This is a genomic window from Brevibacterium spongiae (genome assembly GCF_026168515.1).
Classification (GTDB): domain Bacteria; phylum Actinomycetota; class Actinomycetes; order Actinomycetales; family Brevibacteriaceae; genus Brevibacterium; species Brevibacterium spongiae.
Window position 1 is genome coordinate 3,916,801 of record NZ_CP093443.1, and the last position, 20,625, is coordinate 3,937,425.

Annotated in this window: 18 protein-coding genes; 5 read left to right on the plus strand and 13 right to left on the minus strand. The window is 64.7% G+C overall.

Annotation, left to right across the window (positions count from 1 at the left end):
- The first annotated feature begins 404 nt into the window (after positions 1-404).
- The 3 genes from L1F31_RS17575 to L1F31_RS17585 all read left to right on the plus strand — a co-directional run bounded on the left by L1F31_RS17575 (position 405) and on the right by L1F31_RS17585 (position 3,965).
- On the plus strand, positions 405-1,727 hold the full coding sequence (locus L1F31_RS17575) for an LPXTG cell wall anchor domain-containing protein (RefSeq protein ID WP_265418512.1): 1,323 nt from the start codon (positions 405-407) through the stop codon (positions 1,725-1,727).
- Positions 1,728-1,733: 6 nt separating this feature from the next.
- The gene (locus tag L1F31_RS17580; RefSeq protein WP_265418513.1) at positions 1,734-2,942 is read left to right on the plus strand and encodes an ABC transporter; all 1,209 of its coding nucleotides are present in this window, start codon (positions 1,734-1,736) and stop codon (positions 2,940-2,942) included.
- A 63-nt stretch (positions 2,943-3,005) separates the two neighbouring features.
- A complete protein-coding gene (locus L1F31_RS17585) occupies positions 3,006-3,965 on the plus strand; it encodes a hypothetical protein (protein WP_265418514.1) in 960 nt (319 codons plus the stop codon).
- 11 nt (positions 3,966-3,976) lie between these two features.
- Here L1F31_RS17585 and L1F31_RS17590 read toward each other — a convergent pair whose 3' ends face one another.
- The 3 genes from L1F31_RS17590 to mmsB form a co-directional block, all read right to left on the minus strand.
- The gene (locus L1F31_RS17590; protein ID WP_265418515.1) at positions 3,977-5,944 is read right to left on the minus strand and encodes an NHL domain-containing thioredoxin family protein; all 1,968 of its coding nucleotides are present in this window, start codon (positions 5,942-5,944) and stop codon (positions 3,977-3,979) included.
- Positions 5,945-6,029: 85 nt separating this feature from the next.
- On the minus strand, positions 6,030-6,764 hold the full coding sequence (locus L1F31_RS17595; RefSeq protein ID WP_265418516.1) for a YggS family pyridoxal phosphate-dependent enzyme: 735 nt from the start codon (positions 6,762-6,764) through the stop codon (positions 6,030-6,032).
- Positions 6,765-7,002: 238 nt separating this feature from the next.
- A complete protein-coding gene (gene mmsB, locus L1F31_RS17600) occupies positions 7,003-7,911 on the minus strand; it encodes a 3-hydroxyisobutyrate dehydrogenase (protein WP_488153989.1) in 909 nt (302 codons plus the stop codon).
- 136 nt (positions 7,912-8,047) lie between these two features.
- Here mmsB and L1F31_RS17605 point away from each other — a divergent pair, with 136 nt between their 5' ends.
- Positions 8,048-8,923 (plus strand): LysR family transcriptional regulator, encoded by an 876-nt coding sequence (locus L1F31_RS17605; RefSeq protein ID WP_265418518.1) that lies wholly within the window; start codon positions 8,048-8,050, stop codon positions 8,921-8,923.
- A gap of 73 nt (positions 8,924-8,996) precedes the next feature.
- On the opposite strand, the gene L1F31_RS17610 is transcribed toward L1F31_RS17605, so the two are convergent.
- From L1F31_RS17610 to rpmB, 7 genes are all read right to left on the minus strand, one after another.
- A complete protein-coding gene (locus L1F31_RS17610; RefSeq protein ID WP_265418519.1) occupies positions 8,997-9,743 on the minus strand; it encodes a 3-hydroxybutyrate dehydrogenase in 747 nt (248 codons plus the stop codon).
- A gap of 208 nt (positions 9,744-9,951) precedes the next feature.
- Complete coding sequence (locus tag L1F31_RS17615; RefSeq protein WP_283255780.1) at positions 9,952-11,316, minus strand: MFS transporter; 1,365 nt, start codon at positions 11,314-11,316, stop codon at positions 9,952-9,954.
- Positions 11,317-11,705: 389 nt separating this feature from the next.
- Positions 11,706-13,760 carry a bifunctional copper resistance protein CopD/cytochrome c oxidase assembly protein gene (locus L1F31_RS17620; RefSeq protein WP_265418520.1) on the minus strand — a complete coding sequence of 685 codons (2,055 nt, stop codon included), beginning with the start codon at positions 13,758-13,760 and terminating at the stop codon, positions 11,706-11,708.
- A 169-nt stretch (positions 13,761-13,929) separates the two neighbouring features.
- On the minus strand, positions 13,930-14,217 hold the full coding sequence (locus tag L1F31_RS17625) for an HU family DNA-binding protein (protein ID WP_135541662.1): 288 nt from the start codon (positions 14,215-14,217) through the stop codon (positions 13,930-13,932).
- A gap of 69 nt (positions 14,218-14,286) precedes the next feature.
- On the minus strand, positions 14,287-14,592 hold the full coding sequence (gene rpsN, locus L1F31_RS17630; RefSeq protein WP_265418521.1) for a 30S ribosomal protein S14: 306 nt from the start codon (positions 14,590-14,592) through the stop codon (positions 14,287-14,289).
- Between the two features lie 6 nt (positions 14,593-14,598).
- Complete coding sequence (gene rpmG, locus L1F31_RS17635) at positions 14,599-14,766, minus strand: 50S ribosomal protein L33 (RefSeq protein ID WP_166974887.1); 168 nt, start codon at positions 14,764-14,766, stop codon at positions 14,599-14,601.
- A complete protein-coding gene (gene rpmB / locus L1F31_RS17640) occupies positions 14,766-15,002 on the minus strand; it encodes a 50S ribosomal protein L28 (RefSeq protein WP_209324296.1) in 237 nt (78 codons plus the stop codon). The genes rpmG and rpmB overlap by 1 nt, the downstream gene beginning before the upstream one ends.
- A 735-nt stretch (positions 15,003-15,737) precedes the next feature.
- Between rpmB and L1F31_RS17645 the strand changes: the two genes are divergently transcribed.
- Entirely contained in the window at positions 15,738-16,697 is a 960-nt protein-coding gene (locus tag L1F31_RS17645; protein WP_265418522.1) for a protein kinase, read from the plus strand.
- Between the two features lie 322 nt (positions 16,698-17,019).
- Here L1F31_RS17645 and L1F31_RS17650 read toward each other — a convergent pair whose 3' ends face one another.
- The 3 genes from L1F31_RS17650 to pdhA are packed head-to-tail and all read right to left on the minus strand — an operon-like array spanning position 17,020 to position 20,609.
- The gene (locus tag L1F31_RS17650; protein ID WP_265418523.1) at positions 17,020-18,459 is read right to left on the minus strand and encodes a dihydrolipoamide acetyltransferase family protein; all 1,440 of its coding nucleotides are present in this window, start codon (positions 18,457-18,459) and stop codon (positions 17,020-17,022) included.
- Between the two features lie 18 nt (positions 18,460-18,477).
- On the minus strand, positions 18,478-19,455 hold the full coding sequence (locus L1F31_RS17655) for an alpha-ketoacid dehydrogenase subunit beta (RefSeq protein ID WP_265418524.1): 978 nt from the start codon (positions 19,453-19,455) through the stop codon (positions 18,478-18,480).
- On the minus strand, positions 19,455-20,609 hold the full coding sequence (gene pdhA / locus L1F31_RS17660) for a pyruvate dehydrogenase (acetyl-transferring) E1 component subunit alpha (protein ID WP_265418525.1): 1,155 nt from the start codon (positions 20,607-20,609) through the stop codon (positions 19,455-19,457). Before pdhA ends, L1F31_RS17655 begins: the two co-directional genes overlap by 1 nt.
- Between the last annotated feature and the right edge of the window lie 16 nt (positions 20,610-20,625).

Consider the following 20,625-nt stretch of genomic DNA (forward strand, 5'->3'; position numbering starts at 1 on the left):
ATCACAAACCGATAACGATTACTCTGATTTTTGCTGGTTTTTCCCCGTGTGTCTCCCCACAGCCACTGATGAATGCTTTAGAGTAATGAGCTGTACGGACCCGCGCACGATGGTGCCTTCCCCTTCTTAAGCCAAGGAATGCCGGGAGTCCATCGTCTTTCGTGGGTAGACAACAATCGAAAGGCATTACTGTGAAGACCTCGCGTCTTGTGCTTGCCCCCGCAGTAGCCGTTGCATTGACAGGTCTTGCTGGCGCCCCGGCGTTCGCAGCGACAGAGTCCACCGCTTCGGTACCTCAGCAACCGTTGTGCGCCCATGGCGAACAGCAGTCATCGAGTGACTCCGAAGCGGATTCCTCGGTTCCCGCAGAGTCGGATCCTCAGGCGACCCTTGCCAACGCGCAGGTGACCCGGGACGACATCGCCGACGACAAGAAGGGAATCGGCTTCTCCGGCACCGGATTCACTCCGGACGAGAAGGCCACTGTGACCGTCGTGGGCACGGATGGCACTGAATACTCGCCGGAGAAGAAGCTCACGGTCGACGAGAAGGGTCAGGTGTCCGGCACCTACTTCTTCACCGTGACCGAGGGTGCGAAGGTTCCCGTCGGCGAATACTCGCTCTACCTCACGGATCTCAAGTCGGAGAAGAAGTCCTCGAAGGTGACCTTCGAGGTCGTCTCGAAGGCCTCCGAGGTCGATGAGCCCGGGTCCACCGATGACAAGTGCGACTCGGCCACCGGCCCGATCAAGACTCCCTCCGAGTCCCCGAGCGAATCGGAGACTCCGGCGCCTTCGGAGACGAAGACGGAAGAGCCGACCACCGAGGCTCCGAAGCCGAGCGAGACGAAGACCGAAGAGCCCACCACCGAGGCTCCGAAGCCGAGCGAGACAAAGACCGAGGAGCCGACCACCAAGGCACCGAAGCCTTCGGAGTCGACCCCCCCGGCACCGTCCCCGTCTGAAACCGACGACACCGATGAGGATAAGTCGGACAAGGACGAGTCGGACAAGGCTCCGGCGGACGACGTCAAGCCCGGACCCGCAGAGGCACCGAAGGACGAGCCCACCACCGAGGCTCCTAAGTCCGACGATGCCGAAGACGCCGACGCAGCTGATGACGGCAAGCAGGAAGAATCCGACAAGCCTGCCGACGATGCGAAGTCCGACGATGCGAAGTCCGAGGACGACGCGGCGGAGTCCACCGGACCGGCCAGCCCCGGCTCCGAGGAGAAGAAGGCTCCGGCGGCTGCCACGCAGTCTCTCTCCATCGACCCGACCGAGATCAGCTCCGAGGACTTCCTCAACAAGGGCATCAAGCTCGGCGTCACCGGAGCCCAGCCGGGCGAGAAGATCACCATCACGGTCGAGCATGCCCAGGGCAAGGTCGATCGCTACACGATGACCAAGGAAGCCGACTCCGAAGGCAAGGCCACGTTCGGTGTCCAGGCCAAGGTCAAGGCTGTGCTCGGCACGTACAACGTGCGAGCCCAGGCCGAGAGCTTCGATGAGCCCCAGGGCGGAAGCTTCACGGTCCTGACCAACGGCACAGCCGTCGACGAAGGCGGCAACGGCAGCGGCTCGAACGATTCGGGCAGCGACCTGCCGCGCACCGGTGCCGAGATGACCGGACTGGCACTCGGCGTCGGACTGCTCGCTGTCGGTGCCGCAGCCGTCATCATCACCCGTCGGCGGATGAACGCCTCCGACGATCCTGCGGAGTTCTAAGCGCAGTTGAACGATGAATTGTCCCTCGCGGGGCTGCAGCTCGACGGACGCGAGATTGATCTAGGACGTCTGCGAGCAGGGACAATGCTCGGACTCATGGGCAGCCCGGACAGCACCACCTCGGTGGTGCTGTCCGTGGCGGCCCTGCCCCACGTCGCACCACCACCACGCTTCCCGACCGGAGCCCGGTCGGGTCGTTCGCGTGTGCGCAGCTGGTTGAAGAAGTACCTGCGTGAAGCCGATGCCGGATCTGGGGAGGCGGCATCGGCAGCGACTCAATCCGCTGCACTGACGACATTCGGTCTGCGTCCGGAGGTTCTGCGCCGCCGGTTGGCAGATCTGGAGGCGATCGATCGTGCTCGTCTCGTCCTGGTCGCGGCCTGGGCGAGCGGCGCGACGTGGCTGACGCTCATCGATCCCTTCGCTTCGGTCCCGGGTCACCTGCGCACGGGACTGCGCAACCGCTTCGCCGAACTCGTCGCCGACGAGGGCCGGGGAGTCGTGTTCAGCTCGAATTCGCTCACCGACCACACCATCGCCGAGGCGGGGGTGGCCGATATCGAAAAGGACCAACTCGTCGCGTTCGGTTCCTTGGAGCAGATCGTCAGCGAACCCCGCGGTTCGCTGCCTGCCGAGCTCAGCGGCGTCAACGTCTATTCGGGCCTGGCTCGCAAGGGCTGGCTGTCCATCGGGCATTCGGCCGTGCGCGCCCGCACGGAACTCGACGGGAAGGTCTTCGTCACTCTCGGGTGGCGTGCCGCCCTGCTGTCACTGGACGAACATGACCCGGCGTTCACCTCGGCGACGGTGTTCGAAGCCATCGTCACGGGACTGCGCGATCGCGGCTCCTGCCTGCAGGCGAAGCTGTCGCCGGTCGACACCGAGATGGGGCTCGCCCTCGACGTCGACCTGGCCGATCTCGCCGGGGTTCCGGGCCACTCGCCATCTGCCTCCGCAGCCCGCGCAGGTGACGCAGTCGATGCAGGCCATGCAGACCAGGAATCGGCTGCAGCCGCGGAAGCAGGCCATGCAGACCAGGAATCGGCTGCAGCCGCGGACGAATCATCTGTCGCCGACGGACCGACGATCGGCTTCGGCGTCATCCATCCGGGGCTCGGCCGGACGGTCACCGAACTGCGCGCGAACGTCAAAGTCGGCACCCACGTCTTCGTCGAGGTCGACACCTCCGCGCTGCACGCCTACCCGGTGGATTGAAGCCCGGCAGATAGACTGGGACCTGCTCAGTCCCCTTCAATCCCCCATCGAATCAGGAGCGTCATGCGAACCTCGCGCAGACTTCTGATCTCGGCGCTGACGGTCATCGTGCTCACGGTCGCCGCTGTTCCCCTCCTCAACTTCACTGTCTACACACCCGCCCGGGCTGCCGAGGCCTACATCGGAGCACTCGAACGCGGCGACGCGAACCGGGCCTTCTCCTATCTGGCGACGCCGACTCCGACCTCGACGCTGGCCCTCAGCGATGAAGTGCTCTCGGCCGCCCCCGATCTGCCGCGGGAGGCCGAGGCGGAGACGCTGTCCGTCGACAGCGACCACGCGAAGGTCCGGCTCAGCTACAACCTGTCCTCGCAGGAACAGACGATCACCGTGAACATGGTCCGTCTGCCGGCGAGCGCGGGGCTGTTCGACCGGTGGGCGATCGAGCAGCGGGACTGGCCGACGCTGAGCCTCGACGTCTCCGGTTCGTCGACGGCCACCGTCAACGGCTACGGGGTCAGCACCGGGAAGGTGCCCGTGCTGTTCCCGGCCAGCTACCTCGTCGGCTTCGACGCGACGTACCTGAAGTCGAAGTCCCAACGCGCCGAGGTGACCGCCCCCGGCGACTCCTCGACCGTCAAGCTCTCGCCGCAGCCGACGGCCAAACTCGAGGAGACCGTGAAGCAGCAGGTCAACGACCATCTCAAAGACTGCATGACGTCGAAGACCCTCATGCCTTCCGGCTGCGTCTTCGGCTACGACACGGACAACGAGATCATCGGCGACATCTCCTGGTCACTCGAACGCAGCCCGCAGATCGGGCTCACCGCCTCCGGCAATGACCTCGAACTCACTCCCTCGACCGTCGAAGTCCGGGTCAAGGGACGCTACCGGGATATCGTCACCGCCGCCGAACACGACCTCGACGAGAAGCTCTCCTTCGTCCTCGGCGGCTCCGTGGTCGTCAAGTCCTCGCAGGTCAGCTTCGAGCCGCGCCGCCTCGGCGACGTCTCCGTCATGTGAGGATGACGCCGTCAGGCGCCGCGGAGGTCGAGGTTGAGCTCGTTCGGCGCCGCGTCCACGAGATCGACGGGGATGCCCCAGTCCTGCTGGTAGAGGTGGCAGGCCGCGTGCAGCGGGATCTCTCCCCCGGGTTCGCCGTCACACGCCGCGGCTCGCGCGGTCACGTGGAGCACTCCCCCGGCGAGTTCGGGATTGATTACGATGTCTCGGGTGAGCCCCTCGGCTCCCCCGTCGCCGGAGACGATGAGCGCGGGCGGGGTCGCCGAGACCTGGAGGAAGGTGGGGTCGCCCCAACGGTCGTCGAGCTTCTGCCCGGACGGCACCGTGAAGCTCACGCTCAGCGACACCGGACCCGAAGCGATCTCCGTCGACGGCCGTTTCGTCGTCAGCGCGCCCTCGTCGACCTTCTGTGCGTCCTTGGGCAGCTTCACCCTCGTCAGCGCATGGGAAGCGGACTCGACGACGAGGAGTTCGGCCTCGCCCGCGGAATCGTCGGTGCCTGCAGCGGAGCCACCGGTATTGCTGCCGCCGTCGACGACGAGGATGTCCGAGGGCTCGCGCAGTCCGCGGGCCAAGGTCGTCACTTCGGCGGTGGTCGGGTCATACCGGCGGATCGCTCCGTTGTACGTATCGGCGATCGCGATCGACCCATCGGGCAGGCTGCGCACACCGAGCGGATGCTGCAGGCGCGCCTCGGCGGCGGGGCCGTCGCGGAAGCCGAAGTCGAAGAGGCCGACGCCCACGAGTGTGGTGACTTCTCCGGTGGTCGGGTCGAGGCGGCGGATCGCCGAGGTCTCGGAATCGGCGATGAGAACCTGACCGTCCGAGTCGAGGTCGAGACCCGAGGACTGCGCGAACCACGCGGCTTCCGCGTCGCCGTCGGTCAGTCCCTCATTCATCGTGCCCGAGAGGATGCGGATCGATCCGTCCTTCGGGTCGAACGACCAGATCGTGTGGTTGCCTGCCATCGCCACGACCACCTCGGCGGTGGCGGGGACGAAGAGAACATCCCACGGAGATGACAGCTTCACATCTTCCCCGGGGCCGTCGTATCGGCCCAGCTCACCGGGCTTGCCGCGGACATTGTCGATCGCACCGACCATGTGCTGCTCGCCGGTGCCGGCGATGGTGGTCACGGTCTCCGTCTCGAGGTCGATTCCGCGCAGGGTGTGGTTGACGGTGTCGGCGACGACGATTCCGTAGCCGACTTCGGCGGCCAGGTCGTCGGGCAGTACGGTGATGCCGCCGGGTTCGCTGAAGCTCGCCTGGGCGAAGTCGCCGTCCTCCGAGCCGCGTTGCCCCGTGCCGATGCGGCGGATGATCGTGGTGCCTTCGGCATCGTATTCGACGAGGCTGTGGTGGCCGGAGTCGGAGACGAGGAGATTTCCCGAGGCCAGGCGGGTGGCCTTGCCCGGGTAGAACAGGTCGGTTTCCGGTGCCGGCGGCGGAACGTAGGGGCCGTCGCCGGAATGCAGAGTGCCCTTGGCCGAGTGCTCTTCGATGAGGCCCTCGATGATCTCGGTGAGTCCGGCGGCGTGACCCTCACCGGACATGGTCGCTACGAGATAGCCCTCGGGGTCGATGACGGCCAGGGTCGGCCAGGCACGGGCGGTGTAGGCCTGCCAGGTGACGAGGTCGGGATCGTCGAGGACGATGTGCTCGACCTGGTAGCGCTCCACGGCCTGGTCGACGGCCTCGACGGTGCGTTCGAACTCGAACTTCGGCGAGTGCACGCCGATGATGACGAGTTCTCGTGCGTACTTCTCCTCCAGCGGTCGCAGTTCGTCGAGGACGTGGAGGCAGTTGATGCAGCAGAAGGTCCAGAAGTCGAGGAGGACGACCTTTCCGCGCAGGTCAGCCAGGGTCAGTTCCTTGCCTCCGGAGTTCATCCAGCGGCGGCCGACGAGTTCGGGGGCTCGAACCTTGACGTTCCGCGCCGAGGAGGTGGATGCGGTGGATTCTGACGGGCTGGTGTTCATGCCACTATGATCGCAGATCCCACGCCGAGGCGGCCGGGCCGGTGTCATCTTGTGACCGCTCACACGTCGGCGCTGTCGCTCAGGATCAGGCGCGGGCGCCGAAGATGCTGGAGCCGACCCGCACGATCGTCGCTCCTTCGGAGATCGCGAGTTCGAAATCTGCGCTCATGCCCATCGACAGTTCGGTCGCCTCGGCGGCCATGACCCCGGACTCCCGCAGGCGTTCGCTGAGTTCACGCAGGTCTGAGTAGCTGGGACGGATCTCATCGGGGCTGCTGCCGGGCAGGCCGATGGTCATCAGGCCGCGCAGCCGCATGCGGTCGAGCTTTCGGGTTTCGGTGATGAGCGCCTCGGCGTCTTCGGGGGCGACACCGAATTTCGAGTCCTCGCGGGAGGTGTTGACCTGGACGAAGTAGTCGACGGTTTCGTCGAGTACGTCGAGGCGGTTGTTGATCTTCTCGGCCAGGGCGAGGTTGTCCACCGATTGGATGCAGCGGGCATGGCGCAGGGTGTGGTTGACCTTGTTGCGCTGCAGGGGGCCGATGAGGTGGGTTTCCGGGTTGAGGTCGGCGAGCGCCTCGGCTTTGCCGGTGATCTCCTGGACTTTGTTCTCGCCGATGAGCGTGAATCCGTGTTCGAGGGCGACGCGGATCTTCTCCACCGGCTGCGTCTTCGTTGCCAGCAGCACCCGCACCTCGTCGCCGCTGCGGCCCGCTGCTTCGGCGGCGGCACGGGCACGTTCGGCCACCTCGTCGAGGTTGCCGGTGATGACGGCGACGTCTTCCGGGGACAGCGGGGAGGGCGAATCAGTCGTACTCATGTCTCCAGTCTTCCATGAGCCGTGGGAAGTTTCAGGTCGGCGTCGGAAGTGCGACGGCCAGGGAGGGGCTGCGAACTGCGCCGGTCTGCAGAGTCCAGAAACGAGTTGCGGACGTTCCGTGTCGAAATCATCTCGATTCCCCTCGACACGGAACGTCCGCAACTCGATGCTGCCTCGGCTTCGGGACTAGCGGTGCTTCAGCCGGTCCCGCGCGGTGCAGTGCTCATCGGTGCAGTGCTTACTTCGGCAGGCCTTCGGCGTTCGGGTCGATGTTCCTGATCAGTGCGGAGGTGTCGAGTCCGCCGAGGTCCTCATCCATGAGCTTCTGTAGCTGGGCGTGGACGAGTGTGGCCGCCGGGAGGTCGACGCCCTGGGTTTCGGCACCGGCCAGTGCCAGGCCGACGTCCTTGTGCATGAGTGCGGCGGCGAAGCCGGGCTTGAAATCGTTGTTCGCAGCCGCCGTCGTGGTCACGCCGGGTACCGGGTACCAGGTGCGCAATGGCCAGGAGTCACCGGAGGAGACCTTCGCAATATCGTGGAAGACCTTCGGGTCGAGGCCGAAGCGATCGGCCAGGACTGCACCTTCGACGACGCCCTGCAGGCTGATCGAGAGCATCATGTTGTTGACGATCTTCGCGGCCTGACCGGCGGCGTCGCCTCCGGCGTGGAAGATGTTGCCGGCCATCGCCTCGATGAAGGGACGGGCCTCTTCGACGTCGGCATCGGAGCCGCCGAGCATGAAGGTCAGGGTCCCGGCCTCAGCACCGGTGACGCCGCCGGAGACCGGGCCGTCGATGAGACGGAAACCGGCCTTGGCCGCCTCGGCGTGAAGGACGCGTGCGGAGTCGAAGTCGATCGTCGAGGAATCGACGAGGAGGGTCTTCGTGTCCGCGTTGGCCAAGACGCCATCGGGCTCGAGGTAGGCGGTGCGGGCATGCTCGCCTTTGGGCAGCATCGTGAACACGATATCGGCGCCGGCGACCGCCTCGGCGATCGATTTCACGGGGTTGACCCCGTGTTCAGCGGCCGCGGCCACTGCCTCGGGGACGAGATCGAAACCATTGACGGTGTGACCGGCCTTGACCAGGTTCGCAGTCATCGGGCGGCCCATATTCCCCAGGCCCACCCATCCAATCGTCGACATAATATGCCTCCTCGCATCATGTTCTTCTGGTATGCAGTGTTCTCTCTCACAGTACGCCAGACGGTGCGCGCACGCCCGTTCGAGGGCTCACCTCTTCTGCACCGGTTATGTGCGCGCACGCAGATAGAATGGAGGGACTATGGCCTCCTACGCACCCAGCGGTTCCGGTCAGCAGATCGCCCCCGAGGATCTGCTGACTCTGCTCGCCGTCGCCCGGTTGGGAAAGTTCACTGCCGCGGCGCACAGTCTCGGCCTCAACCACACGACCGTGTCCCGACGCATCGCCGCGCTCGAGAAAGCCTACGGGGAACGGGTGCTCGTGGCCTCACCCGACGGGTGGGAGCTCAGCGCGGGAGGACGTGAGCTGCTGCCGATCGCCGAGGACATCGAGGCCGCCCTGGGGCGGATCGACGCACACAGGAGTTCGGCGCTGTCCGGAACGATTCGGCTGGCCTGCCCGCAGGCCTTCGCCCTCGAGTACGCGGTCCCGGCTCTCACCGGGCTGCAGCAGCGCCACCCTGGGCTGCAGATCGAACTCATCACGGCGACTCAGCGGGTTCGCCAGTACAGGTCCGGCGTCGACATCGAGATCGTCGTCGGCCGCCCGGATGCGCCGCGGTCGATCGCCAAGCACCTCCGCGACTATCGCCTCCAGCTCTACGCATCGCAGGACTATCTCGGACGGCACGGACATCCGCGCAGCCTCGACGAGCTGGCCGAGCATCGGATGATCTACTACATCGAGAACTCACTGCAGGTCGATGACCTCGACGAGGCGGCCGAGGCCCTGCCGCGCGGCAGCGGATTCTTCCGCTCCACCTCGGTGCATGCGCATGTGCTCGCCACGTCGGACGGGGTCGGAATCGGGATCCTGCCGGACTTCCTGGCCCGGCACAACTCTCGACTGGTGCAGGTTCTGCCCGCACAGTTCTCAAAGCGAGTCTCCTATTGGGCCTCGGTCCGACACGAGTCTCTGCGCAACGCCGGGGTCCGCAAAGTCCTAGAATCCCTCTGATTGCTACCTGACGGGCCCCCAGCACCCTGGCGCCAGGGTGCTGGGGGCCCGTCGGGTAGTTCGGAGGGCGGGGTCAGGCGGAGGTCCAGCCTCCGTCGATGCTGTGAGCGCTGCCGTTGATCAGGTCGGCGTGCTTGCCGGCGAGGAACAGCGCGATGGCCGCGACGTCCTCGGGTTCGGCGAGCTTCGGCACGGCGGAGTGGCCGAGGAAGACCTTCTCGATGACTTCGTCTTCGCTGATTCCGTTCGTCTTCGCCTGATCCGCGATCTGCCCTTTGACCAGGGGTGTGAGCACATATCCGGGGTTGATCGCATTGCATGTCACGCCATGCGGTCCCGCTTCCAGAGCCGTGGTCTTCGTCAGCCCCATGAGTCCGTGCTTGGCCGCGACATAGGCGGATTTGTTCGCCGAGGCGCGCAGACCGTGGACGGAGGAGAGGTTGATGATGCGGCCCCAGCCGCGTTCGCACATCTTCGGCAGCACGGCCTTCGTGAGCACGAAGGGAGCTTCGAGCATGAGCGTGTTGATGAGCCGCCATTCCTCGAGCGGGAATTCGGTGATCGGGTGGATCCGCTGAATGCCCGCATTGTTGACGAGGATGTCGACGTCGAGGTCGATTCCGTCCAGCGCCGAGGTGTCGGCGAGGTTGACCGTCCACGCCTCGCCGCCGATCTCCTCAGCGACGGCTTCCGCGGATTCGGCATTGACGTCGGCGACGATGACCGTGGCTCCGGCGTCGGCGAAGGCCTGGCTGATCGCCTTGCCGAGCCCGGAGGCTCCGCCGGTGACGAGTGCGCGTCGGTTGGTGAGATCTCCCATGAAGATGTCCTTTCCGTCAGTGTGGTCCGAGTTTCCGGTTCAGGTGCTGGTTCGCGAGTTCTGTTCCGCGTTCTGTGCCGCGAGTTCTGTTCCGCGTGCTGTTCCATCCTGCCTCGCGGCAGATGGCAGGGGCGGTGCCGGTCCTCACCGGCACCGCCCCTGTGCCTCAGTCAGCGACTGCTTGCTGTTGGTCGACCGAAGCCAGTCGTCAGTTGCAGCTGGCCGTGGCGACTCCGCGGCGCACCTTGTCTGCGTGGTCGAGCGAACGCAGATCGATGCCCTTGGTTTCGCGGGTGTACATCAGAGCGATGAACGAGATGATCGCGGCTGCGAGCAGGTACAGCGCGATCGGCACCGAAGAGCCGAAGGCACCGAGCAGTGCGGTGGCGATGATCGGAGCGAACGAACCGGCGACGATCGCGGTCACCTGGTAACCGGTCGAGACACCGGAGTTGCGCATCCGGGTCGGGAACATCTCGGACATGATCGCCGGCTGGCCGGCGTACATGAGCGCGTGGAAGATGAGTCCGATGAGCAGCGCGAGGAAGATCATGACCGCGCTGCCCGTGTCGTACATCGGGAAGGCGAAGAAGCCCCAGCTCGCGGTGAGCACAATGCCGATTCCGTACGGCAGTTTGCGGCCGACCCGGTCGGTGGCTGCACCGACGATAGGCACGAGAACCGCGTGGATCGCATGCGCTCCGAGGAGCAGTCCGAGGATCTCGGCCGCTTCGATCTTCACCTGGGTGGAGAGGTAGGTGATCGAGAATGTCACCACAAGGTAGTAGTGGATGTTCTCGACGAAGCGCAGGCCCATGGCTGCGAAGACCTCACGCGGGTAGCGCTTGAACACAGCCTTGACGCCGTAGTCGACGCCCTCTTCGATCTCTTCGGACTGGACTTCGTCGAAGATCGGAGCATCGGAGACGCGGGTGCGGATGTAGTAGCCGATGAGCACAATGACTGCCGAGAGCCAGAACGACACACGCCAACCCCACGACAGGAAGTGCTCTTCGGTGAGGGTGGCGGTGAGGATGAACAGCACCGCGGTGGCCAGCAGGTTGCCCAGTGGCACGCCCGACTGCGGGAAGGAGGCCCAGAAGCCGCGTTCCTTGTTCGGTGCGTGTTCGGCCACGAGGAGGACGGCGCCGCCCCACTCGCCGCCGACGGCGAAGCCCTGGACCACGCGCAGCAGCACGAGCAGGACAGGTGCCAGCATGCCGATCGTGTCGTACGTCGGCAGGCAGCCCATGAGGAAGGTGGCCACACCGACGAGCACGATTGAGAGCTGCAGCAGCTTCTTACGTCCGTATTTGTCACCGAAGTGGCCGAAGACGATGCCACCGATCGGGCGGGCGATGAATCCGACGGCGTAGGTCGCGAAGCCAGCGAGGATCGGAGTCAGCGGGTTGTCCGAAGGCGGGAACAGGATGTGGTTGAACACCAGGGTGGCGGCGGAACCGTAGAGGAAGAATTCGTACCACTCGACGACCGTTCCGGCCATGGAGGCGACGACGACCTTGCGCAGCTGTGCGCGGATCGACTTCCTCTCAGTATTGTTCTGGGAACTCATGTGACTCCTTCAATTCCACAATCCGCGTCACCGTTGAATGCGCGGATCGACTTGCTCTGGCGCCCCTGTCCGGTCGGTGCTGCCATCGCGTTCCGCGTCAATGCGAGAGTCGATGACAGCCGATCCCGGGCAGATCGGCGCTCGGATATTTCTCATCCAAGCATCAGTGTGCGTCAGATAACAGTTTCTCGCACGGTTTCCTGCGCATAATCCGAGAATTTCCGGTGCACATTCGTGCACACCGGATGTGCACACTCAACGGAGCTGGGCGTGCACATCCACCGGAGCCGGGTGTGCACATCAACCGGAGCTGGGCGTGCACATCAGTCGGAGCCGGATGTGCCGAGATCACAGAAACAGCGAGCCGTCTCGAAGTTCAGCCCGGTGCGTCAGGGCCGGTGCGGAGGCATCTTCGCCTCGCGTTCGGCCATCGAGGCGAGCATAGCGTTGTATGCGCGCAGCTCTGCGTCGTCGGTGCGGTCTTCCTTGCGGTCGATGCGTTTGGCTTCACGGTCCGAGGACTTCGCCCACTGCAGGCTGACCATGATCGCCACGAACAGGGTCGGGAACTCACCGATCCCCCACGCGATGCCGCCGCCGAGCTGCTGGTCTTCGATCGCGGTGTAGCCCCAGTCGGCGCCGACATTGCCGAACCAGTCAGCGGCGATGAGAACGTTCGAGCTCATGATCGAGATGCCGAAGAAGGCGTGGAACGCCATGGTCACCAGCAGCATCACCAGCCGCAGCGGGTACGCCGGACGTTTCACGCCGGGGTCGATGCCGATGAGGGCCTGCGCGAACAGGTAGCCGGCACCGAGGAAGTGCGCGATCATCATCTCGTGCCCGATATGCGTATCGAGCGCGTAGAACATGATTCCCGAGTAGTAGAAGACGATAAGCGATCCGGCGAAGTTCACGCTGGCGACGATCGGGTGCGCGAAGAACCGCAGATACGGGGTGTTGACCAGCCACAGCACCCATTCGCGCACACCGGCGGAGCCGTCACGTCGCGCCTTCGTCGCTCGCATGAGCATCGTGATCGGGGCGCCGAGGACCATCGGCAGCGGCACCACCATGACGAGCAGCATATGTTCGATCATGTGCGCGGAGAACTGCACCTCACCGTAGACGCGGGGTCCCGCGGAGGTGACGTAGACGAGGAAAACCATGCCGATGAGCCAGCTGATCAGACGCAGCACCGGCCATTTGTCACCGCGACGGCGCAGGTTGATGAACGCGATGATGTAGGCGATCGAGGCGCCCGCAGCGATCGCGATCCACAGCGGGTCGATCGCCCACTGGGTGAAGTAGCGTTCCAGGTTCGGCTGCGGAGGCAGCGGATCGCCGGTGAGGATCTCGGCCGGGGTGGGGTTGCCCACCGGCTCCTGTGACACCGGCGGCTGCGACCGCGCCAGGGCCACGGCGAGTCCCATGGTCGCACCGAAGATGACGAATTCGACGGTGATGAGACGCCAGAACTCCACCGTCGCCGAGGCGACCGTGCCCAGGCGTGCGATGACGAACTTCCGATGCCAGAACCCGATGAGACCGAGCAGGATCGTTGCGATCGCCTTGGCGAGGATGACCTCCCCGTAGGGGGTCATGAGGTCATCGAGATTGTGCACGCGCAGCAGCGCGTTGACGATGCCGGAGAAGACGACGAGGCAGAAGGCGATGAGTGCGATCGTCGAATACCGTTCAATGACCGCCCGCACGCCATCGGCCTTCGCCAGACCGGCGCCGAGGAGGGCGATGACGAACAGTCCGCCGAGCCAGATCGTCGCGCCGAGGATGTGCAGACCGAGGCTGTTGACGGCCTGTGTGTGCCCGGAGGCTTCGGCCGAATGTCCCATAAGAGCCAAGGGAATCATCACACCGACGCTGAGCACCCCGGCGACGGCGATGCCGATATGAGACCGGGTGCCGAAGCACAATGTGGAGGCGACGGCGATGAGCACGACGATGAGGACCCACAGCTGGCCGTAGGCGATCTGCGTGACAAAGACGCCGAGCTGATTGGAGAAGTCGAGGTAGGCCTGCGCTCCGACGGTATCGACGAAGGAGAACACGAGCACCGCGACAGCCGAGAGCGTCCACACCACCGAGGACACTTCGGCGATGCGCAGCGCCTTCGTCCACAGCGGGTCGAGTGGGGCATCCTCGGCGGCCTGCTTGTGCCGACGGCGCCCGCCCGCGGTGCGCGGGAGGATGAGCACGGCGAACATGAGCGCCCCGACGGTCAGCGACATCCCGATGTTGAAGACGAACTTCGCGGTGGGCAGGCCGAAGCGGACGATCGAGCCGGGGTCATTGAGCAGGGTGGGGTTCACCGCTCCGGTGAAGAACAGTGCGCCCACGCCGATGATCGCGCCCAAGAATACGACGATGGGAACAGCGGCACGTTGAACGAACCGAGTGATCGGTTCGAAGACTGGAGAACTCACTGCGCGCGGACCGCCCCTTCTGACATGCTTCCAGTTTATCCTTCGGCTCTGAGACTCACCCAACCGGGAGATGAGGACGTGGCCGAGATCTCGGGGGAAGCCGCCTCGGCGAGGGGATAGCGAAAGGCCCGGACCAAGTGGTCCGGGCCTTTCGACGCAGGTGCGTAGATCACTTCGGGCTGCCAGCGGCACCCTTCAGCTTCGAACCAGCGGACAGCTTCACGGAGTAGCCGGCCTTGATCTGGATCTCTTCACCGGTCTGCGGGTTGCGACCCTTGCGAGCGGCACGCTCGGTGCGCTCAACGGAGAGCCAGCCGGGGATGGTGAGCTTTTCGCCCTTGGCCACGACGTCGGAGAAGACATCGAAGACACCATCAAGCACGTCCGAGACCTGCTTCTGGGTCAGGCCGGACTTCTCGGCAACTTCTGCAACGAGCTCACTGCGGTTCTTAGCCATAAAAGTGTCCTCCTTAGGACAAGTCGGTAGGCCACCGGTCCGTTTTTCCGATGACGAACTTCCTCGAGATTACCAGCTCGACTTGGTGATTCCGGGCAACTCGCCGTTGTGAGCCATTTCGCGGAAACGAACTCGGGAGAGTCCGAACTTCCGGAGGTAGCCACGCGGACGTCCGTCGACCTGGTCACGATTGCGAACGCGAACCGGCGAAGCGTCACGGGGAAGCTTCTGCAGGCCGAGGCGTGCCTCTTCGCGCTGCTCGTCGGTGGAATCAGGGTGGGTCAGCTGACGCTTGAGAGTCGCGCGGCGCTCTGCATAGCGTTCAACGATGACGCGACGCTGCTTGTCTTTGGCGATCTTTGACTTCTTAGCCATGTGCGCTCAGCGCTCCTCTCGGAAATCGACGTGCTTGCGGATTACGGGATCGTACTTCTTGAGCACGATGCGATCCGGGCTGTTGCGGCGGTTCTTACGGGTCACGTAGGTGTACCCGGTGCCGGCGGTCGACTTGAGCTTGATGATGGGACGAATATCCTGGGCCTTAGCCATCAGAGCTTCACTCCCTTAGCAATCAGTTCATTGACCACGGCGTCGATTCCACGCGCGTCGATGACCTTGATGCCCTTGGCGGACACGGTCAGGGTGACGCTGCGGCGCAGAGACGGAACGTAGTACCGCTTCTTCTGAATATTCGGGTTGAAGCGACGCTTCGTGCGGCGCTTCGAGTGGGACACATTGTGTCCGAAACCGGGGACTGCCCCGGTTACCTGGCAGGTTGCTGCCATGTCTCTCCTCCAGTTCACAAGTTACCGACTCTCGAAACAAGCCAGGGCGGGATCGTTCTCCCCCGCTCGCTTGCGCCGATGTCGGAAGACATCAACAAATTCTCGCGAATGTCGCCTGGTCGGTCGTACCCGACCACAGTCGCATGCCGAATCGGCCTGAACCGATTCTGTTCTGCTTCGCTCCGAGCCTGTGACTCGATGCGCGACACCTGCATTGAAAATTGTGTACGCCAAAACAGGTTTGCCCGTTCGGGCGAGATGTCTCACCAGCGCTGAAGCCGTAGCCTGTGAGAGATGGCCGAAGCTGGAGTGCAGCGGTGGGTGAGCACCATGTCGGTCTTAGCAGATCGGTCAACGACCTCACTGGTACGACACAACAAGAATCAATCTTACTGAGATTCACGGGCCAAGAGCAAATTCATTCCCGAAGTTCCGATGGGACCTCCGTCACCCGCGCCGAGGCATGAGATCAAGGCCTGCTGAGCGGCGTCGTCAGGCTCGACATCCGGGGCAATCACTGGGCAACAGGAGCTGCCAGCAGGCTGTCTTGAGTGATATTCACGGGGCGTCTTGGCACCCGCGAGAACTTTCCCAGCTGAGGCCAAGCCTTCTCGGGGGAAAGCGCAGTAGGCTTTCGTCGGCAACGCGTCCTGTCGGCGATTGTGTTGAACGCCCGCTTGACTCGTGCAAAGGTAAGAAGATGATTGCCACCACATCTGGCACTCAGGAGGACTGATGAGCGACGTTCCACAGAGGCCGCGCATTCGTCCGGCGACAAGTGATGACTGGCAGAAGGATCAAGGCGATCCTGCTGGTCAGAAGCCGTCGTACGGGAATGAGGCGGGGCGTTCGCCTGCCGATTTCGACAATTCGACTTATTACGAATACCTCGAGCGGCACACCGGAGAACAGTCGATTTCGAAAGCCCGCTCCGGCAATGTCTTCGCCCCGGCCGGTCACTCTCCCTTCGACGACGACGCTCATGCAGCGCGACCTCAGCCGCCGGCACACGCGCCCGGCCCATACGGCAACGACTCCGGTCAGACTCCGCTTCCTGCCGCAGCGAATGACCCGCAGACTCCTCCTCCCCCGCAGTTTCCTCCTCACGTCCCTCCGCAGCGGGAATCGAAGCGCCGCAACGGCCTCAAGGTCACGGGCGTCATCGTCGCCCTGTCCCTCGTCCTCGCGCTCGTCGCGTTTTTCGGCATCCGGTGGCTGGCTCCGTCGTCGGGCACAGTGCCTGTCGACGTCGGCTCCGAGGAACCGTCTGCCCCGTCGCCCAGTCCCACCGACGACCTCGTACAGCCTTCCCAGAGCCCGGAGGAGAAGCTGGACTCGTATACGGAAACGGGCACGGAGAAGGCCGCTGACCTCGAAGGACAGTGGGTGACTCAGGTGAGCGCGAAGAACGTCGGCCTCGAAGCCGACGGCAAGACGTGGAGCGCGCAGGACATCCTCAACGAGTACGAGGCCAATAAGGTCAAATATCCCGGGGCGATCCTCATCCACAGCGGAGACTGGGCCTCGTACAAGAACGGCAGCTACTGGGTGACGATCGTCGACACCGGTTACAGCGACCCGGAACCGGCACTCGACAAGTGCCGTTCCTGGGGCCTCGACCGTGACCACTGTCTGGCGAAGCGACTTGTCAAGGACGGCAGCTCGAAGGACAACAGCGCCTACCTCGACGAGTGATCTGGGGCGATTGGTCGAACTGATCGAACAGTCGTGGTCGAGCAATCGCGGTCGAACAAACGGGATCGAACAGCCGGGTCTCCTCGGCATCTGCAGCAGGTGGTAGCTCAGCGTCTTGCCGAGCCCACTCTGACGGCTTCTCAGCTCCGCCGGGGGACCGAATGAGTTGTGGTCACCGAACCGAGGGGAAATGACCGATTCAACGGTTCTCCCTCGGTTCAGTGACCACAGACGCGGTCCAGTGACCACGAACGGCACCGAACGGCGGTAAGAAAGTGTGCCGTGGCCCTCAGGCCAGCGGCCCTCAGACCAGCGGCAGACCTCAGGCCAGCAGCAGTGTCGGGTCCTGCAGGCCCCGACCGACGTCGGCGAGGAACTTCGAGATGATCTCCCCGTCGACGACACGGTGATCGGCACTGACGGAGAGCGTCGTGATCTCGCGCGGCACGATCTCGTCGCCTACGACCCACGGCTTCTTCCGGATCTGGCCGAAGGCGAGGATCGCGGCCTCACCCGGGTTGATGATCGGCGTGCCGGCATCGACTCCGAAGACTCCGACGTTCGTGATCGTGATGGTTCCGCCGGCCTGATCGGCCGGCGGCGTTTTGCCTGAACGCGCCAGGGCGGTGAGGTCCTGGATGCCCTGTGCGAGTTCTCCCAGACCCATGGCGTGTGCGTTCTTGATGTTCGGCACGATGAGGCCGCGCGGGGTGGCCGCCGCGATCCCCAGGTTGACGTACTTCTTCACGACGATCTCGTCGCCCTCGAGACACGAGTTGATCCGCGGATTGCGGCCCACGGCCCACGCTACGGCCTTGGCCACGATGAGCAGCGGCGAGACCTTGACGTCCTCGCCGAGGAACTTCGAGGACTTCAGCCGGCGGACCATCGCCATCGTCTCGGTGACGTCGACGTCGAGGAACTCCGTGACATGCGGCATCGTGAATGCCGAATCGACCATGGCCTTGGCCATCATCTTCGTCACGCCCTTGAACGGGATCCGCTCCTCGAGTTCGCCAGATCCACTCGCCGAGGCGACCGCCGGTGCCGTTGCACCCGCCGTGGCCATACTCGCCTGGTTTGCCGCCGCGTGCACGTCGTCGCGGGTCACGTCCCCGTGGGGACCGGTGGGCGCGACCTGTGAGAGGTCGACGCCGAGGTCTTTCGCGAGCTTCCGCACGGGCGGCTTCGCCAGGGGCCTGCCCGGCGAAGCGGGTGCTGCCTCGGCCGGTGCGGACTGTGCCGGGGCAGTCGGTACGGCCGGGGCCGCCTGCGTCGGGGCAGCCTGCGGAGCGACCGGAGCGTCTGATGCCGGTGACTCCGGAGCAGCGACCGCTGCCGGTGCGGGCACCGGTCCGCCCTTGCGGGGACGGCGCTTCGATGAGGTCGTCTTAGCGCCGTATCCGACCAGGGTGGCCCCTCCGTCGGCGTCCGCATCGGACGCGGGCGCCGCCTCGGCGGGAGTGTCTGCGCTGCTCGCACCGGATGCGCCACCGGAAGCGGGAGCCGCCTCGGCGGTGGAACCCGGTTCGCCGAAGCGGATGATCGGAGTCCCGACCTCGATGGTCTGCCCTTCTTCGACGAGGAGGGCGCCCACTGTGCCGGCCTGCGGGCTGGGCAGCTCGACGAGAGACTTCGCGGTCTCGATCTCGACGAGAATCTGGTTGACGGTGACGGTGTCGCCGGGGGCGACCTTCCACGCGACGATATCGGCCTCGGTCAGGCCCTCACCGACGTCGGGAAGAGGAAATTCGAATGACATTCTTGGCTCTCCTCGAGATCAGTAGGACAGGACTCGGTCGACACCGTCGAAGATGCGATCGAGATCGGGCAGGTAATGCTCTTCCATCCGCGAACCGGGGTACGGCGTGTGGTACCCGCCGACGCGGATGACCGGGGCCTCGAGGTTGAAGAAGCAGCGTTCGGTGATCCGTGCGGCGATCTCGGATCCCAGGCCCAGGAAGGTCGGAGCCTCGTGGGCGACGACGAGGCGACCGGTCTTCATCACGGACTTCTCGACCGTGGTGAAGTCGATCGGGCTGAGTCCGCGCAGATCGATGAGCTCGACGCTCTTGCCTTCGTCAGCGGCCGCTGCCACGACATCTTGGGCGGTCGGCATCAGCGGACCGTAGGCGACAAGAGTGACATCGGTGCCCTCGGACACGACGCGAGCGTCGTGCATGCCCAGGCCGCCGCGGTCGGAGGTGTCGACGTCCCCACGCTGCCAGTAGCGGCGTTTGGGTTCGAAGAACATCACCGGGTCGTCGCTCTTGATGGCGTCCTGGATCATCCAGTACGCGTCGTGGGCATTCGACGGGGTGATCAGCCGGAGGCCGGCGTGGTGGGCGAATACGGTCTCCGGGCTCTCCGAATGGTGTTCGGGTGAGCCGATGCCGCCGCCGTAGGGCACGCGGATGACCAACGGCATGCGCTCTTTGCCCAGTGTGCGGTTGTGGAGCTTCGCGACCTGGGTGACGATCTGGTCGTAGGCCGGGAAGATGAACGCATCGAACTGGATCTCGATGACCGGACGGTAGCCGCGGATGGCCATGCCGATCGAGGTGCCGACGATTCCGGATTCGGCCAGCGGGGCATCGATGACCCGCTGCGGACCGAAGTCCTTCTGCAGGCCCTCGGTGACGCGGAAGACGCCGCCGAGCTTTCCGATGTCCTCACCGATGAGGACGACCTTCGGGTCGTCCTCCATGGCCTTGCGCATTCCGGCGGTGATCGCCTTCGAAAGGGGAAGCTTCTCCATCAGGCCTCACCCGCATCGGCGAACGAAGCCTGGTAAGCCAGGAACTCTTCGCGTTCCTCGTCGACGAGGGGGTGGGGTTCTGCGGTGACATGAGCGAACATCTCGACAGGGTCGGGGTCCTCCATCGTCATGCAGTTGTGGCGGATACGAGCGGCCAGGGTGTCGGCTTCGGCGTCCACCTCGGCGAAGAACTCGTCGCTGGTCTCGGTGTGTTTGTCGAGGTAGGTCTTGAGGCGGGTGATCGGGTCGCGGTCCTCCCAGATCTCCTCTTCGGCCTTGTCGCGGTACTTCGTCGGGTCATCGGCCGTGGTGTGCGCACCGCGACGGTAGGTGAAGGCTTCGATGAGCATCGGACCGTGGCCGGCGCGCACCGAGTCGAGGCTGGCGCGGGCGACGGAGTACATCGCGATGATGTCGTTGCCGTCGACGCGGATGCCGGGGACTCCGAATCCCTCGCCGCGCTTGCACAGGGGTGCGGCGGTCTGGACGTGCGTGGGTTCGGAGATGGCCCACTGGTTGTTCTGGCAGAAGAACAGCACCGGGGCGTGGAAGGCTCCGGCGAAGGTCAGCGCCTCGGAGACATCACCCTGCGAGGTGGCGCCGTCGCCGAAGCAGGCGATGGACACTGTGTCGCGGTCGATGTCGCCGGTGCCGACGTCGCCGTCCATGGCCACACCCATGGCGTAGCCGGTGGCGTGCAGGGCCTGCGAGCCGATGACGATGGTGTAGGTGTGGAACCGGTGTTCCTGCGGATCCCAACCGCCGTGGTTCTGACCGCGGAAGATGCTGAGCAGGGTTTCTGGTTCGACGCCGCGAGTGTAGGCGAGGCCGTGTTCGCGGTAGGTGGGGAAGACGAAATCTTGGGGGCGGGCGGCTCGGCCCATGCCGATCTGGGCTGCTTCCTGGCCGAACAGCGGTGCCCACAGGCCCAGCTGCCCCTGGCGCTGGAGGGCTGCGCCTTCGGCGTCGATGCGGCGCACAAGGACCATGTCCCGGTAGAAGCCGCGCAGATCCTCATCGGTGAGTTCTGCTGCGAAGGCATCGTATTCACCGGATTCGACGCGGTTGCCGTCCTCGGTGAGCATCTGGATCATTCTGGGCTCCGAAGACTGACTGTGGGCAGCGCCGGTTCCCACTGAAATGTTGGAGGTCATTCCAGTTCTCCTTTGT

Coding starts and splice junctions, on each gene's coding strand:
- L1F31_RS17585 (WP_265418514.1), top strand. CDS start 3,006: ATGCGAACCTCGCGCAGACTTCTGATCTCGGCGCTGACGGTCATCGTG.
- L1F31_RS17590 (WP_265418515.1), bottom strand. CDS start 5,944: ATGAACACCAGCCCGTCAGAATCCACCGCATCCACCTCCTCGGCGCGG.
- L1F31_RS17595 (WP_265418516.1), bottom strand. CDS start 6,764: ATGAGTACGACTGATTCGCCCTCCCCGCTGTCCCCGGAAGACGTCGCC.
- L1F31_RS17605 (WP_265418518.1), top strand. CDS start 8,048: ATGGCCTCCTACGCACCCAGCGGTTCCGGTCAGCAGATCGCCCCCGAG.
- L1F31_RS17610 (WP_265418519.1), bottom strand. CDS start 9,743: ATGGGAGATCTCACCAACCGACGCGCACTCGTCACCGGCGGAGCCTCC.
- L1F31_RS17615 (WP_283255780.1), bottom strand. CDS start 11,316: ATGAGTTCCCAGAACAATACTGAGAGGAAGTCGATCCGCGCACAGCTG.
- L1F31_RS17625 (WP_135541662.1), bottom strand. CDS start 14,217: ATGGCTAAGAACCGCAGTGAGCTCGTTGCAGAAGTTGCCGAGAAGTCC.
- rpsN (WP_265418521.1), bottom strand. CDS start 14,592: ATGGCTAAGAAGTCAAAGATCGCCAAAGACAAGCAGCGTCGCGTCATC.
- rpmG (WP_166974887.1), bottom strand. CDS start 14,766: ATGGCTAAGGCCCAGGATATTCGTCCCATCATCAAGCTCAAGTCGACC.
- rpmB (WP_209324296.1), bottom strand. CDS start 15,002: ATGGCAGCAACCTGCCAGGTAACCGGGGCAGTCCCCGGTTTCGGACAC.
- L1F31_RS17645 (WP_265418522.1), top strand. CDS start 15,738: ATGAGCGACGTTCCACAGAGGCCGCGCATTCGTCCGGCGACAAGTGAT.
- L1F31_RS17650 (WP_265418523.1), bottom strand. CDS start 18,459: ATGTCATTCGAATTTCCTCTTCCCGACGTCGGTGAGGGCCTGACCGAG.
- L1F31_RS17655 (WP_265418524.1), bottom strand. CDS start 19,455: ATGGAGAAGCTTCCCCTTTCGAAGGCGATCACCGCCGGAATGCGCAAG.
- pdhA (WP_265418525.1), bottom strand. CDS start 20,609: ATGACCTCCAACATTTCAGTGGGAACCGGCGCTGCCCACAGTCAGTCT.